Origin of the sequence: Burkholderia sp. Cy-637 (genome assembly GCF_011753175.1) — a bacterium.
Taxonomy (GTDB): domain Bacteria; phylum Pseudomonadota; class Gammaproteobacteria; order Burkholderiales; family Burkholderiaceae; genus Burkholderia; species Burkholderia gladioli.
Genome location: NZ_VWWC01000024.1, coordinates 1 through 14,008, shown reverse-complemented (window position 1 = coordinate 14,008; position 14,008 = coordinate 1). Strand labels below are relative to the sequence as shown.

Genomic DNA, 14,008 nt, shown 5'->3' with positions numbered 1-14,008 from the left:
AGGGTTCAGGATCGAAAGGAAGGGGTGAGTTCGCGCGAAGCCCGGGGTTGACGACGCGCCCCTCAAGCCTCCGGAATCGGCAACCGCGACGAGAACTTCACCTCGCGCAGCGCCAGGCTCGACTGGATCGAGGCGATGCCGGCCTGGCGGCGCAGCACGCGCTCGACGAACTCGCCATAGGCATCCAGGTCGGCCGCCACCACCTGCAGCAGGTAGTCGGCATCGCCGGTGATCTTGTGGCAGGACAGCACCTCGGGCCGGCTGCGGATCACCGCCTCGAAATCGTCGGCGGTGTTGTCCGAGTGAATGTGGAAGCGCACGTGCACGAAGGCCAGCAGGTTCAGGCCGACCGCGCGGCGATCGATATTGGCCTGGTAGCCGGTGATCACGCCCTGGTCCTCCAGCAGCTTGCGGCGCCGCCAGCAAGGCGTGACGCTCAGCGCGAGTTGCTCGCCGAGCGCGGCGTTCGACAGCGCGCCGTCGTCCTGCAGCAGACGCAGCATGGAACGATCGACGGCATCCATTTCGGTTTTTGGGCGATTTGTGCTCATGGTGGTCGATAGGTAGGCGTTTTTTCCAGAAGTGTAGACTTACGCGCAAGCGAAAGCAAAATCATTGCGGTGCCGGATGCGTAGACTGTTTCGCAGCCTTTTCACCCGGTTGCCTCCATGCTCACCATCTACAGCAGCGCCCACGGCCTGCACCGCGGCGTCGAACTGAAGGACGGCGCGATCACCGAATCCTTCGAGAAACCCCTGCGCGCCGAGACGGTGCTGGCGCGCGTCAACGCCACCTCGCTCGGCGACGTGATCGCGCCGCGCGACTACGATCCGTCGAGCTACGTGGGCGCCCACAGCGCGCGCTACGTCGATTTCCTGTCCCGCGCCTGGCGCGACTGGCTCGCCACCGGCCGCGACTGCCAGGCCCTGCCGCTGGTGTGGCCGGTGCGCGGCCTGCCCTCGGCGCGCATGCCGGCCTTCATCGACGGCCAGCTCGGCTTCTTCTCGGTCGATGCCGGCTCGCCCATCAACGCCGGCACCTGGGAGGCCGTCCGCTCCAGCGCGAACAGCGCGCTGACCGGCGTCGACACGCTGCTCGACGGCGAAGGCGCGCGCTCGGCCTTCGCGCTGTGCCGCCCGCCCGGCCATCATGCCGGCCACGAAACCATGGGCGGCTACTGCTACCTCAACAACGCGGCGATCGCCGCGCAACGCGCCATCACGCGCGGCGCGAAACGCGTGGCGATCCTCGATGTCGATTTCCATCACGGCAACGGCACGCAGGACATCTTCTACGCCCGCGACGACGTGCTGTTCGCCTCGATCCACGGCGACCCTTCGGTGTCCTTCCCGTACTTCTCGGGCTACGCCGACGAGCGCGGCAGCGGCGCCGGCGAGGGCTTCAACCTGAACCTGCCGCTGCCCAGGGGCACCGCCATCGACGGCTTCGCGACGGCGCTGCAACAGGCCGGCGAGCGAATCGCGCGGCACGCGCCCGAGCTGCTGGTGGTGTCGCTCGGCGTGGACACCTTCGAACACGACCCGATCAGCCATTTCCGCCTGCGCAGCGCCGACTATCCGCGCGTGGGCGGGATCATCGCGCGCCTCGGCATCCCGACCCTGTTCGTGATGGAAGGCGGCTACATGGTCGACGAAATCGGCATCAACGCCGTCAACGTGCTGCTGGGTTTCGAGGCGCGCGCCTGACGCGCCCCGGGCCCGGAACGCGGGCCCGCCCCATGAAGCGCGCGCCGCTCGCGCGGGCGCGCCCCGGCAGCCGCCAACCAGGAGGAGCAGGAACCATGACGCGATATCTCGACGTCGCCGATGTTGCAGCACTGATCCAGGACGCGGGCATCGCGCGCGTGCTGGGCTCGATGGCCAGCTATATCGAGCAGGACTACCGCCGCTGGCACAGCTTCGAGAAGACCGCGCGGCTCGCCAGCCATTCGAGCGAGGGCGTGATCGAGCTGATGCCGACCGCCGACGCGCGCCACTACTCGTTCAAGTACGTGAACGGCCATCCGGGGAACACACGCGCCGAGCTGCCGACCGTGATGGCCTTCGGCGTGCTGGCCGAGGTCGCCACCGGTTATCCGCTGCTGTTGAGCGAGATGACGCTGACCACGGCGGTGCGCACCGCCGCCACCTCGGCGCTGTTCGCGCGCTTCCTGGCGCGGCCCGATTCGGTGTCGATGGCGCTGGTCGGCAACGGCGCGCAGGCCGAATTCCAGGCGATCGCCTTCCACGAGCTGCTCGGCATCGAGGAGCTGCGCGTGTTCGATGTCGACGCGGCCGCCACCGACAAGCTGGTCGCGAACCTCGCGCCGTTCCGGCGCCTGCGCATCGTGCGCTGCGGCTCGACCGCCGAGGCCGTGCGCGGCGCCGACATCGTCACCACCGTGACCGCCGACAAGACCAACGCCACCATCCTGAGCGCCGACATGATCGAGGCCGGCATGCACGTCAACGCGGTCGGCGGCGATTGCCCCGGCAAGACCGAGCTCGATCCCGAGCTGCTGCGCCGCGCGCGCGTGGTGGTCGAGTACGAGCCGCAGACGCGCATCGAAGGCGACATCCAGCGGCTCGAGGCCGACTTTCCGGTGATCGAGTTCCATCGCATCGTGTCCGGCGAGCAGAAAGGGCGCGAATCCGAGGCGCAGGTGACGGTGTTCGATTCGGTCGGCTTCGCGCTGGAGGATTTCTCGGCGTTGCGCTACCTGCACGCGGCCACGCGCGAGCGCGGCATCGGCACCGATCTCGAGCTGGTGCCGGCCCTGCGCGATCCGAAGGATCTGTATGGCCACGCGACGGCATCGATACAGGCCGGCGACGTCGCGCGCGAGCGCCATGCCGCGAACTGGACGGCGCCGGCGGCGCGCGCCGAAGCGATCACCCGACAATGACCAGCCCGATGGGAGACAGCAAGATGCCATACCTGAGAACCACCCTGGCCGTCGCGGCCCTGTCGTGCGCGGCCGGCGCCGCCCAGGCCGACGACGTGGCGAGGATCGGCCACGTCGCGCCGCTCACGGGCGGCATGGCCCACCTCGGCAAGGACAGCGAGAACGGCGCGCGGCTCGCGATCGACGAGATCAACGCGAGCGGCCTCATCATCGCGGGCCGGCGCGTGACGCTGCAGCTCGATGCGCAGGACGACGCGGGCGATCCGCGCACTGCCACCCAGGTCGCGCAGAAGCTCGCCGACGACAAGGTGGTCGGCGTGGTCGGCCACCTGAACTCGGGCACTTCGATCCCCGCCTCGCGCATCTACAAGGAAGCCGGCGTGGTGCAGATCTCGCAGGCCGCCACCAATCCCAGCTACACGCAGCAGGGTTTCAGCACCACCTACCGGGTGGTGGCCACCGACGCGCAGCAGGGGCCGGCGATCGCCAGCTACGCGGCCAGGGCGATGGGCGTGAAGACGGTGGCGATCGTCGACGACGCGACCGCCTACGGCCAGGGCCTCGCCGATTCGTTCGCGAAGGCCGCGCAGGCGGCCGGCATCAAGGTGCTCTCGCGCGACGCGACCAACGACAAGGCCGTCGACTTCCGCGCGATCCTCACCCGCATCAAGGGCGAGAATCCCGATGCCGTGATGTACGGCGGGATGGACGCGACGGGCGGGCCGTTCACGCGCCAGGCTCGCCAGCTCGGCCTGCGCGGCAAGATCCTGAGCGGCGACGGCGTGTGCTCGACCGACGTGATCAAGCTGGCCGGGCCGGCGGCCGACAACATCGTCTGCTCGGTGGCCGGCATGGCGCTGGAGAAGATGCCGGGCGGCGCCGAGTTCGCGCGCAAGTACGAGGCGCGCTATCACCAGCCGATGCAGGTGTATGCACCGTTCTCGTACGACGCCGTGCAGATCATCGTCGCCGCCATGAAGCGCGCCAACTCGACCGATCCCGCCAAGGTGCTGGCGGCGATGCCGGCCACCGACTATCACGGCGTGATCGGCGAGACCAGCTTCACCGCGCAGGGCGATCTCAGGCACGGCGCGATCTCGATGTTCACCTATCGCGACGGCAGGAAGGTGCTGCTCGACGTGGTGAAGCTGTAGGTCTTTTCGGTGACGAGCCAATCCGGGCGGCGCGAATTTCGCGCCGCTTTTTTCATTTGTGTACCGCGAGTCACATCCGGGACTGCCTGGGAATTGTGCGTAACAGGATTCGACGACAATGGGATGTCGTTCATAATTTTATGCGGTTTTTCATATCCGGGATCCGCTAACAAAATCAACGACGATTAAACTTCGGAACAGTTGCATATGAAACTATCCGTCGTTCATCCCGATAAGGAGGTACCCATGTCGAGCACGACGATTTCGCAGGAAAGCGAAATCGGTATTCCAGGTGTGGCTGATGAGTATTTGCAGCTGATTCCGCTTTCCTTGATGGATTCAGTGTTGTCGGTCTATTTTCCGGATTGCCGGTATCTGAAGCAGGCCTGGTCCCACAAGACCCTGGGCAGCATCACGACGAGCGGGAAGTTCTCGATCGGCGAATCGTTCTATATCGATTCCACCGGCCATTTCAACGCGGTCGAGGCGAATATCTGCCTGAACCAGATCGCCTATGTGACATTTGCCGATTTTCTCAATCGGCGCGATTCGCATCCGTTCTGGGCGGATGTCGGAGATTTCGCCTTCGAGGATTTCGGCCCGAATCAACTGGCCAATATGTTTATCGTGTCGTTGTCCACCAAATTCCGCAAGGCGATCGATGGCGCCGGTTTCTTCGGTCAATTCCGGATTCGGAAGATTTCGTCGAAAATGGGCTTGATTTTCTTCGATTGCGATTTTTCCTTTTCCCAGGTCGACGACAAGTCGTTCTACGGCAACGTGACCTTCGCCGTCGCGCGCGACTGAGCGCCGACACTTTTCCCCGCGCTTCCACGTTCGCGACTCGCCTTGCCGAGGGCGGCGATGCGAAGCCTATCAATCAGGACTGCAAATATGTTGACCCATGCAAGCGATGCCGCCGCGTCGGCGGCCGCGCTCGAGACGGAGATCCTGCGCCCCGAGCACGATTTCATGATGATGGTGCGGGCCGAGGCCGGCACGGGAACACCTGCCGACTGGGCGCGGCAGCATCGCGATTTCCTGCGCGAGAACCTGCTGAAATACGGCGCCGTGCTGATCCGCGGCCTGCAATGCGACCGCGATTCGTTCAGCGAGGTGTCCCGCGTGCTGGAGCCGAAGGCGATCGACTACAAGGGCGGCATCGGGCCGCGCCGCATCGTGGCCGAGGAAGTGTTCACCTCGACCGACCTGCCGCCCGAGGCCAGCCTCGCCTCGCACAACGAGATGTCCTACGGCGGCTACTGGCCGATGCGCGTGCTGTTCTTCTGCGAGCAGCAGCCCGAGGATCGCGGCCAGACCACCATCTGCGACGCGCGCCGCCTGCTGAAGAGCCTGCCCGCGGCGCTGCGCACGCGGCTCGCCGAAACCGGCGTGCAGTACACGCGCAATATCTCGCCGCGTGGCCCGGTGAAGTCGATCGAGCAGACCTTCGGCACCACCGATCATGGCGAGATCGAGGCGTTCTGCGCCGAGCGCGGCATCCGCGCGACCTGGCTGGCCGACGATCACCTGCAGCTGCGCCAGCACACGCCGGCGATCCGGCGCCATCCGCTGACGGGCGACGAGGTGTTCTTCAATACGCTGGCGCTCTGGCATCCCGTCTACTGGCGCGACGTGCTCAAGCGCGCCTTCCCCGACGCGGCCGACCCCAGCGACGAGGACGAGATGTGGCAGAACTCGCACTTCGGCGACGGGAAGCCGTTCGACGACGAGGACATCCGCACCGTGCTGCGCGCCTACGAGGAGCAGGAGTTCGCGGTGGAGTGGCAGCCCTCGGACATCGTCTACATCGACAACATGCTGGCCTCGCACGGGCGGCGCGTGTTCTCGGGCAAGCGCTCGATCCTCGCCTCGTTCCGCGCGCCGATGACGGCGCAGCAGTTGAGCGACGGCAGCCATTCCCTCTGATCCCTTTCACGAGATCCATCCCCTCATGCAAATCCAGCATCCCGCCGAGCAGCGAATCGGCGCCGTGGTCGACGATTTCAACGGCGTCGCCCCTTCGGCCCAGGACATCCAGACCCTGCGCGAGCTCGTCTATCGCCACAAGCTCGTGATCCTGCGCGGCCAGCATCTCGACAAGCAGCAATACGTCGATTTCACGCGCGCGCTCGGCCGTCCGCAGGTCTACCTGCAGAGCAACTACCATCATCCCGAGTTTCCGGAAATCTTCGTGTCCTCGAACGTGCCCGAGGACGGCAAGAAGGTCGGCGTGGCCGGCACCGGCCGCTACTGGCACACCGACTGCCAGTTCCTGACCGATCCGCTGCCGCTGACCACGCTGCTGCCGCAGGTGCTGGCCAAGGGCATCCGCGCGACCAAGTACATCGACATGGTGCGCGTCTACGAGGCGCTGCCGGCGCATCTGCGTTCGCTGGTCGACGCACGCGACGCGATCCACGAGGGCAAGTGGCGCTACAAGATCCAGGCCGAGGACATCGACCGCGCCGTGATCGACATCCTGGAGGAGAAGTCCAGGCTCGCCCCGCCGGTGCGCCACCCGGCCGTCATCACGCATCCGGTGACGGGCGCGAAGGCGCTCTACGTCAGCCGCGGTTTCACCACCGGGCTCGAGGGCATGTCGCACGAGGAAGGCCGCGACGCGCTGGAGCAGTTGTTCGCCTTCGTGGAGCAGCCGGAACATATCCACGAGCACTTCTGGAGCCATGGCGACATGCTGGTGTGGGACAACCGCACGCTGATCCACCAGGCTTCCGAGACGCCGAAGGGCGAGAGCAGCGTGAGCTACCGGATCGGCGTCTACGACGGCCTGGCGTTCTACCCGGGGCTCGCCGCCGCCTGAGGCGGCGGTCATCGCATCGCACCTGAAGCGCGGCGCGCGCCCGCCTGGCGCGCGCCGCTTTCCGAGAACGGTTTGCCATGGAATCGCCATGTACCTCCCTCCGCTTTTCGAAGAACGCAATCTCGACACCATCCACGCGACGATCCGCGAAGTCGGGCTCGCGACCCTGGTGACCGTCGAGGCCGACGGCATCGATGCCAACCACGTGCCGCTGTTCCTCGCGCCCGGCCCGACCGGGCACGGCACGCTGCGCGGACACGTATCGCGCAACAACGCGCAATGGCGGCGCCATACCGGTAGCAGCCAGGCGCTGGCGGTGTTCCTCGGGCCGCACAGCTACATCTCGCCGAGCTGGTATCCCAGCGCGGCCACCACCGGGCGCGTGGTGCCGACCTGGAACTACCTGGCCGTGCATGCCTATGGCCGGCTCGAGTTCTACGAGGATCGCGAGCGCGTGCTCGACGTGATCACGCGCATGACCGAGCTGCAGGAAGCCGGGCGCGCGCAGCCCTGGTCGGTCGAGCAGGCGCCGCCCGATCATGTCGATACCATGCTCAAGCACATCGTCGGCTTCGACCTGCATGTCGAGCGCATCGAGTGCAAGCGCAAGATGAGCCAGTACGCCTCGCTGCAGGACCATGCCGGCGCCATGGTCGGGCTGCGCGAGGCCGGGTCGGCGGCGGGCCGGGCGGTGGCCGGCATCATGGCCGAGCAGCCGCCGCAAGGCGAGCCGGTGGTGTTGAGCTGAGCCGGAGCGCGGGCCGCCTTTGGGGCGGCCTGCCTTGCATCGATTGATCGATCCCACAGATTGATCCATCGATAAAAAGCATTTCCTTCCCCGCCACGCCGCTGGCAGAGTGTGACGCTCGATGACCAAACGTCGGGAGCGCACTGCCGCCGTCGCTGCACCGGCAAGGTGCAGCCGCCGCGAGCCCCGGCACCTGATGCGTGTCCTCCCTTCGAGCCCGGCCGCCTGACACGCGGATCTCACCCGCCTCGTGTACAGTGCCGACCTCGCGCATCGCTGCGCCCCGGCGTGTCCGTCCCGCCCGCGCGTCCTTCTTCAACCCCGAGTTTCAGTCCTGGATTCCCTATGTCTGGCAGTTCCGACGTCGCCGGCGACGTCATTTCCGTTTCCGCCGAGCTTTCCCCGCGGCACACGCGTCGCGCCCTGTTCGCGCTCGGCGTGGGCGGTTTTGGTATCGGTACCGGCGAATTCGTGATCATGGGCCTGCTGCCCAACGCGGCCAGCGACCTGGGCGTGTCGATCCCGAGCGCCGGCTACCTGATCAGCATCTACGCGCTCGGCGTGGTGATCGGCGCGCCGGTGTTCGCCGTGCTCGGCGCGCGCTGGCCGCGCCGCTCGCTGCTGATCGCGCTGATGCTGTTCTTCGCGCTCGGCAATCTCGCCAGCGCGATCGTGCCGGGTTTCGCCGGCGTGGCCGCGGCGCGCTTCCTGAGCGGGCTGCCGCACGGCACCTATTTCGGCGTCGCGGCGCTGGTGGCGGCCGGGCTGGTGCCGCGCGAGAAGCGCGCGCAGGCGGTGGCCAGCGTGTTCCTCGGGCTGACCATCGCGACCCTGCTCGGCGTGCCGTTGGTGGCGGCGATCGGCGAATGGCTGGGCTGGCGCGCAGCCTTCGCGATCGTCGGCGCGATCGGCGCGCTGACCGCCGTGCTGGTGCGCTGCTGGGTGCCCTTCATGCCCGGCGACGCGGCCGCCAACCCGCTGCGCGAGCTGGGCGCGCTGCGGCGCAAGCAGGTGCTGCTCACGCTCGCCACCGGCGCGATCGGCTTCGGCGGGCTGTTCTCGGTGTTCAGCTACGTCAAGCCCACCATGACCGAGCTCGCCCACCTGCCGGTGGCCGCCGTGCCGATCGTGCTGGCGCTGTTCGGGATCGGCACCGTGGCCGGCAACCTGCTCGGCGCGCGCTTCGCCGATCGCGCGCTCGATCGCACCGCGCGCTACGTGCTGGTCTGGACCGTGCTGGTCACCGGCGCGTTCTGGTTCACCGCGCACTACGCGGTGGCGGGCTCGATCAACGTGCTGCTGGTGGGCACCGTGATGGCGCTCGGCGCGATCCTGCAGACGCGCCTGATGGACGTGGCCGGCGACGCGCAGACGCTGGCCGCCGCGCTCAACCATTCGGCCTTCAATATCGCCAACGCGCTGGGCGCCTGGCTCGGCGGCCTCGCCATCGACGCCGGCATGGGCTGGTCCTCGACGGGCTGGGTCGGCGCGCTGCTGGCGATCTGCGGGCTGGCCGTGCATCACTGGGCGGTGGTCGACATGCGCCGGCATCCCGAGCATCATCCGGCCCCGCCGATGTGAGACAAGGGGCGCGCCGGCCGCGGCGCGCCCCTCGCGCGGGCTTCAGCGCGTCGGCGCCGGCCCCGCGCCGATGCGCGTGCGCAACAGCACGTAGGGCTTCTGCCGCTGGTCCTGGCCGCCATGGAAGCCGGGCTGCCGCGCCAGCTGGTTGGCCGTGAAGTACAGGTAGCCGTCCGGGCCGACCGACAGCGTGTCGGGCCACAGCACGCGCGGGTCGTGCACGATGGTGGTCCACTCGCCGCCGGGCGCGAGCTTGCGGATCGAATCGTGCTCGTAGTCGCCCGCGTAGATCACACCGTTCGCATCGACGGCCAGCCCGTCCGAGGCACCCTTTTCCCCGAGATCGACCACCGCCGCCGCGACCTGCGCCTCGCTCGTCGCGGGATCGCGCAGCAGCGCAGTGGGCACCGCGTACAGGCGCCGGCTCGACAGCGCGCAGTAGTAGAGCGTCTTGCCGTCGGGCGACAGGGCGATGCCGTCCGAGGCGATCGCCAGCGGCGTGCTGCTGCCGTCGGCCTGGCGCAGCTTTATGGTCTCGCCGTCGAACACCGGCGAGAATGTCGGATCGGCCGAGGTCGAAGGGTCGCCCGTGAGACGGCGCAGCGCGCTGCCGCTGGCGAGATCGACCACGATGATGCCGCCCGTGCCGCTCAACGAGGAATCCGTCACATAGGCCACCCCCGCACGGCCGACGCGGAAGTCGAAGCGCACGTCGTTCACGTAGGTGCGCGCGCGCATCACCTCGGCCGGGAACACGATGGTCTTCGCGATGCGATTGGTCTTCAGGTCGATCGCGACCAGCTTCGCGCCGCCGGCCAGCGGGTTGGCGAAATTCGGCGCGGCCGTGTCGAGCACCCACAGCCGGCCCTGGCCGTCGGCCACCACGCTCTGCACGCTGAGGAAGCTGTCGGCGGGGCGATGCGGATCGGCGCGATTGATCTCGGCGTCGGGGTAGGGCAGCACCTTGCCGTCCTTCAGCTCGCCGACCGTGAACGGCACCTCGTCGCCCCAGCGCGGGTAGTTGACGAAGATGCGGCCGGTCTCGGTGACGGTCACGCCGGTCGGCATCGCGTCGTGGAAGGTGGCGACCGTCTCGAGCGCGCCGTAGCTGCGCTCGACGGCCAGCGAGGCGGCGGCCGGCGCGGGAGTCGCCGCAAGCGCCGCGGCCGGCAGCGCGCCGAACGCGGTCGCGCAGGCGAATGCGAGGGCGCCCAGGACGTGGCGCAGGCGGGGGAAGGTCGAAGGCATGGCTGGCACGAGGATTCTCCGGGTCGAAATCGAGGGATGCATGAAGCGGGGAAGCAAGACGGAACGCATTGTCCGTCGTGCCGCTTTCCTCAAAAACGGGGAAAATCGGGCAGCACTTTCACTGTGGCAATGAAAATGATCCGGATCGACGACCTTGGCCTGTTCGTGCGCACCGCGGCGCTGGGCAGCTTCTCGAACGCGGCGCGCGAGGCCGGGCTGCTGCCGGGGCAGGTCAGCGCGGCGATCCAGCGGCTCGAGCGCGAACTCGACATCCGCCTGTTCGCGCGCTCGACGCGCAGCCTGAAGCTGACCGCCGAGGGCGAGCAGTACCTACCCTATGCGCAGGAGGTGCTCGCCACGCTCAGCGAGGGCCGCGACCGCCTGCACGGCGAGCGCCAGGTGCTGCGCGGCAGCCTGCGCATCTCGGCGCCGTCCGACCTCGGGCGCAACGTGCTGCCGCGCTGGCTCGGCGAGTTTCGCGAGGCGCATCCGGGGCTGGTGCTGAAGCTGTCGCTGTCGGACGAGCTGGCCGACGTGTTCCGCGATCCTGTCGACGTGGCGCTGCGCTACGGCGTGGCCGAGCACGGCAGCTTCGTCGCGCTGCCGCTGGCCGAGCACAACCGGCGCGTGCTGGTGGCCTCGCCCGACTATCTCGCGCGACATGGCCGGCCCGCCTCGCTCGACGAGCTGGGCGCGCATCGCTGCCTGCTGTTCGTGCGCGGCGGGCGCGTCTACGACCGCTGGGTGTTTCCGGAGGGCGAGGGGCGGCGGCTGGTGGCGGTGGGCGGCGGCCTGCATTGCGACGACGCCGACCTGGCGCGCCGCTGGGCCGTCGACGGCTTCGGCGTGGCCTACAAGTCCTGGCTCGACGTGCATCACGACGTGCGGGCCGGCCGCCTGGAGGTGCTGGTGCCGAACCAGCCCGGCGAACCCGCGCCGCTCAACCTGGTCTGCCCGCATCGCCGGCAGTTCTCGCCCGCGGTGCGCTACCTGCACGCGATGCTGCGCGAGCGCATCGCGCCGATGGCCGAGGCGCAGCGCGCCCACGTCGGCTACCAGGAGCCGGCGCGGCGCGCGCCCTGAGCGCCGCCGCGCGCCTTATTGCAGGTCGGCCAGGAAGGGCGACTTGAGCGTCCTGGGCGGGAAGCTCGGCGTGCCCGTCTGCGAGGTGAAGCTGTAGCGCAGGTAGACGGCCCCCAGCCACTCGCGATACTGGTAGGCGTTGCCGTAGGAGGCCATCGCGCCTACCGCGAGCTGCGGGGCGAGCTGGTACTCGCCGCTGGCGAACAGTGAGTAGGCCACGCCGGTCTTGCTCTGGCCCGGGTAGATCGCGTTCTGGTCGAGCACCAGGGAGGTGGTCGAATTGGCCACCGCCGCGTTCATGTTGGCCGCCGCGCTGCCCTGCAGGCCCGCGTCGAGCGGGAAGTAGGGCACCGAGTTCTGGCGATAGTGCTGCATGCCGATCGAGCCCTTCACATCGTAGGAGAAGGGCCCGTTGCGGCCCGCGTATTCGAGCGGGATGTTCAGGATCACGTACTGCTGCGGGCTGAAGTAGCCGCCCTGGCCGTAGGTGAAGTACGACTGGTTGCGCGCGAAGCTCATCCAGGTGCCGTTGATGCCGGCCGTCAGCGTCTGCTGCGCGTCCTTGTAGAGCCGCGTGTAGAAGCCGCCGCCCACCTTGCCCTCGATGTTGCTGCGCACGTGGTGGCCGTTGTAGTACATCAGCTCGCCGTTTACGTAGAGGCCGTTGGTGCCGTCGTCCCAGGCCAGCGCCGAGCGCGCGCCGCTCTTCACCACCCCGCCCCAGTCCAGGCCCGTACTCAGGTCGTGCGCGCCGGCATAGGAGGCCAGGCTGTCGGTCACCGCCTGGCGCGTGACCGCCAGCGAATACGAGACCTTGTCGCTGGCCTGGCCGGTGTAGCGCAAGTCGCCGATCACGTTCTGGTAGCGGAAGCCGACCGGCGTGGTGCCCACGCTGGCCTTCAGCGAAGGCGTCTCGTAGCCGATCGACAGGCCCACGCCGGTATCGGTCTGCGAGCCGAAGCTGGTGCCGCTGCGCGCGAGGTTGTTGGCCAGGCCCGCGCCGAAGCGCGCGTGGGTCTGCACGTCGTTGGTGGCCGAGCCGGCGTCGAGCGTGACGGGCGTCGCCGTCACCACCACGTGGCCGTTGCCGGCCTTGATGCGGCCTTCGATCGGCGCCTCGATGTCGGTCAGGCTCGACAGGCCTTCCTCGCCGGCGCGATTGCGGAACACCAGGCCGCTCGACACGGTGCTGGCCTCGTCGCGGTTGATCGCCGCGAGTTCGTCGGCTACGCCGAGCGTCTGCGGGTTGGCTGCCGCCGGCGGCACGCCGCCCGCGCCGTTCGCGGCCACGGCCGCCGCCGCGTAGGGCTGCGCGTAGCCGGCGGGCGGCGGCGGGATGTAGGCGGGTGCCGCGTAGGCGCCTGCCTGCTGCTGCGGATAGGGCGGCTGCGGCGTATAGGGCTGCGGCTGGTAGGCCGGTGGCGGATAGGCGCCCGGTGCATAGGGCTGCGGCGCATAGGCTTGCTGCTGCGGATACGGGGCCTGGCCGTAATAGGGCTGCTGCTGTGCGTAGACCGGTTGCGCGGCGGCGCGCGTGGTGTTCTTGCGCGCGGTGCCGCGTCGTGCCGGCTGCGGGCGGGCCGGCGCGGCCGGGGCGTCATAACCGGGCGCATAACCGGACGAAGCCGCCTGCGCGGCCGGCGACATCGGCCAGGGCGTGGTGCCGTAGGGCTGCTGCGTGTAGGCCGGGGCCGGCGGTGCATAGCCCTGCTGCGGCTGCTGGGCATAGCCTTGCGGCGCGTAGCCCTGCTGCGGATAAGCCTGGGGCGCGTAGCCGGCTTGCTGCGGATACGGCTGCTGCTGCGCGTAGCCCTGCGGGGCATATCCCTGCTGCGGATACGGCTGCGGCGCATAGCCTTGCTGCGGATAGCCTTGCGGCTGCGCATAGGCTTGCTGCGAATAGCCCTGCGGCTGTGCATAAGCCGGTTGCTGCGCATACCCTGCCTGTGCATAAGCCGGCGCCGCCGCCGCGTTCGGTGCCTCGGGCGCGTACTGCGCATAGGGCTGCAGCGGCCGCGCCGGGCCGCCCGATTCGCCGCCGCCATAACCGTCGGGACCATAACCGCTGCCCGTATCGACGCTCGCGCGCGGGCGCGACGCCGGGGCGGGCGCGACGTAGGGCGCGGGTTGCGCCGGGGGCAGGTAGGCAGGCACGGTCGGAACGGATGACGAAGGATTGAACGAGGAGGGGAGCGCCGGGCCGGCCGGCGCGAAGAAATTCACGGCGCTGCCGCTGGGCGCATCGGGGTCGCGCGCCACGTCGACGGCGGTCTTGCCCTCGAACGGATTGGTGCCGGGCAGCGGATTCGCGCCGATCGGCCGGCTCAGCGCCTCCCAGCCGCGCGGCACGGGCAGCCCGCCCGGCAGCGTGACGGTCGCCGCGCGCGCGCCGACCGGCGTCGAGCTCGCCACCAGCGAGCGCTTCAGGTATTGCGCGGCCAGCGGCAGCTTGCCTTCGGCGCGGT

12 protein-coding genes are annotated in these 14,008 nt (G+C 68.8%); 9 read left to right on the top strand and 3 right to left on the bottom strand.

Annotated elements, in window-relative coordinates:
* Nucleotides 1-62: 62 nt before the first annotated feature.
* Nucleotides 63-551 (bottom strand): Lrp/AsnC family transcriptional regulator, encoded by a 489-nt coding sequence (locus F3J10_RS09745; RefSeq protein ID WP_017918479.1) that lies wholly within the window; start codon nt 549-551, stop codon nt 63-65.
* A gap of 117 nt (nt 552-668) precedes the next feature.
* Here F3J10_RS09745 and F3J10_RS09740 point away from each other — a divergent pair, with 117 nt between their 5' ends.
* The 8 genes from F3J10_RS09740 (at nt 669) to F3J10_RS09705 (ending at nt 9,212) form a co-directional block, all read left to right on the top strand.
* Nucleotides 669-1,706, top strand: coding sequence for a histone deacetylase family protein (locus F3J10_RS09740; protein WP_167241955.1), 1,038 nt, complete (start codon nt 669-671; stop codon nt 1,704-1,706).
* 95 nt (nt 1,707-1,801) lie between these two features.
* On the top strand, nt 1,802-2,905 hold the full coding sequence (locus F3J10_RS09735; RefSeq protein ID WP_167241954.1) for an ornithine cyclodeaminase: 1,104 nt from the start codon (nt 1,802-1,804) through the stop codon (nt 2,903-2,905).
* 23 nt (nt 2,906-2,928) lie between these two features.
* Entirely contained in the window at nt 2,929-4,059 is a 1,131-nt protein-coding gene (locus F3J10_RS09730; RefSeq protein ID WP_166912690.1) for a branched-chain amino acid ABC transporter substrate-binding protein, read from the top strand.
* A 246-nt stretch (nt 4,060-4,305) separates the two neighbouring features.
* Nucleotides 4,306-4,866, top strand: coding sequence for an FcoT family thioesterase (locus F3J10_RS09725; RefSeq protein ID WP_166912689.1), 561 nt, complete (start codon nt 4,306-4,308; stop codon nt 4,864-4,866).
* Nucleotides 4,867-4,953: 87 nt separating this feature from the next.
* Entirely contained in the window at nt 4,954-5,988 is a 1,035-nt protein-coding gene (locus F3J10_RS09720; RefSeq protein ID WP_166912688.1) for a TauD/TfdA family dioxygenase, read from the top strand.
* Between the two features lie 25 nt (nt 5,989-6,013).
* Nucleotides 6,014-6,883, top strand: a complete 870-nt coding sequence (locus F3J10_RS09715; RefSeq protein ID WP_166912687.1) for a TauD/TfdA family dioxygenase — start codon at nt 6,014-6,016, stop codon at nt 6,881-6,883.
* 88 nt (nt 6,884-6,971) lie between these two features.
* On the top strand, nt 6,972-7,631 hold the full coding sequence (locus F3J10_RS09710) for an FMN-binding negative transcriptional regulator (RefSeq protein ID WP_166912686.1): 660 nt from the start codon (nt 6,972-6,974) through the stop codon (nt 7,629-7,631).
* Between the two features lie 345 nt (nt 7,632-7,976).
* Complete coding sequence (locus F3J10_RS09705; RefSeq protein WP_025099172.1) at nt 7,977-9,212, top strand: MFS transporter; 1,236 nt, start codon at nt 7,977-7,979, stop codon at nt 9,210-9,212.
* A 42-nt stretch (nt 9,213-9,254) separates the two neighbouring features.
* On the opposite strand, the gene F3J10_RS09700 is transcribed toward F3J10_RS09705, so the two are convergent.
* A complete protein-coding gene (locus F3J10_RS09700; RefSeq protein ID WP_167241953.1) occupies nt 9,255-10,469 on the bottom strand; it encodes an L-dopachrome tautomerase-related protein in 1,215 nt (404 codons plus the stop codon).
* 126 nt (nt 10,470-10,595) lie between these two features.
* Here F3J10_RS09700 and F3J10_RS09695 point away from each other — a divergent pair, with 126 nt between their 5' ends.
* Nucleotides 10,596-11,543 (top strand): LysR family transcriptional regulator, encoded by a 948-nt coding sequence (locus tag F3J10_RS09695; RefSeq protein WP_025099174.1) that lies wholly within the window; start codon nt 10,596-10,598, stop codon nt 11,541-11,543.
* 15 nt (nt 11,544-11,558) lie between these two features.
* On the opposite strand, the gene F3J10_RS09690 is transcribed toward F3J10_RS09695, so the two are convergent.
* On the bottom strand, nt 11,559-14,008 hold a 2,450-nt coding region (locus tag F3J10_RS09690; RefSeq protein ID WP_205200230.1), incomplete at its 5' end, for a cellulose synthase subunit BcsC-related outer membrane protein.

Coding starts and splice junctions, on each gene's coding strand:
- F3J10_RS09730 (WP_166912690.1), top strand. CDS start 2,929: ATGCCATACCTGAGAACCACCCTGGCCGTCGCGGCCCTGTCGTGCGCG.
- F3J10_RS09725 (WP_166912689.1), top strand. CDS start 4,306: ATGTCGAGCACGACGATTTCGCAGGAAAGCGAAATCGGTATTCCAGGT.
- F3J10_RS09695 (WP_025099174.1), top strand. CDS start 10,596: ATGATCCGGATCGACGACCTTGGCCTGTTCGTGCGCACCGCGGCGCTG.
- F3J10_RS09735 (WP_167241954.1), top strand. CDS start 1,802: ATGACGCGATATCTCGACGTCGCCGATGTTGCAGCACTGATCCAGGAC.
- F3J10_RS09715 (WP_166912687.1), top strand. CDS start 6,014: ATGCAAATCCAGCATCCCGCCGAGCAGCGAATCGGCGCCGTGGTCGAC.
- F3J10_RS09740 (WP_167241955.1), top strand. CDS start 669: ATGCTCACCATCTACAGCAGCGCCCACGGCCTGCACCGCGGCGTCGAA.
- F3J10_RS09745 (WP_017918479.1), bottom strand. CDS start 551: ATGAGCACAAATCGCCCAAAAACCGAAATGGATGCCGTCGATCGTTCC.
- F3J10_RS09710 (WP_166912686.1), top strand. CDS start 6,972: ATGTACCTCCCTCCGCTTTTCGAAGAACGCAATCTCGACACCATCCAC.
- F3J10_RS09705 (WP_025099172.1), top strand. CDS start 7,977: ATGTCTGGCAGTTCCGACGTCGCCGGCGACGTCATTTCCGTTTCCGCC.
- F3J10_RS09720 (WP_166912688.1), top strand. CDS start 4,954: ATGTTGACCCATGCAAGCGATGCCGCCGCGTCGGCGGCCGCGCTCGAG.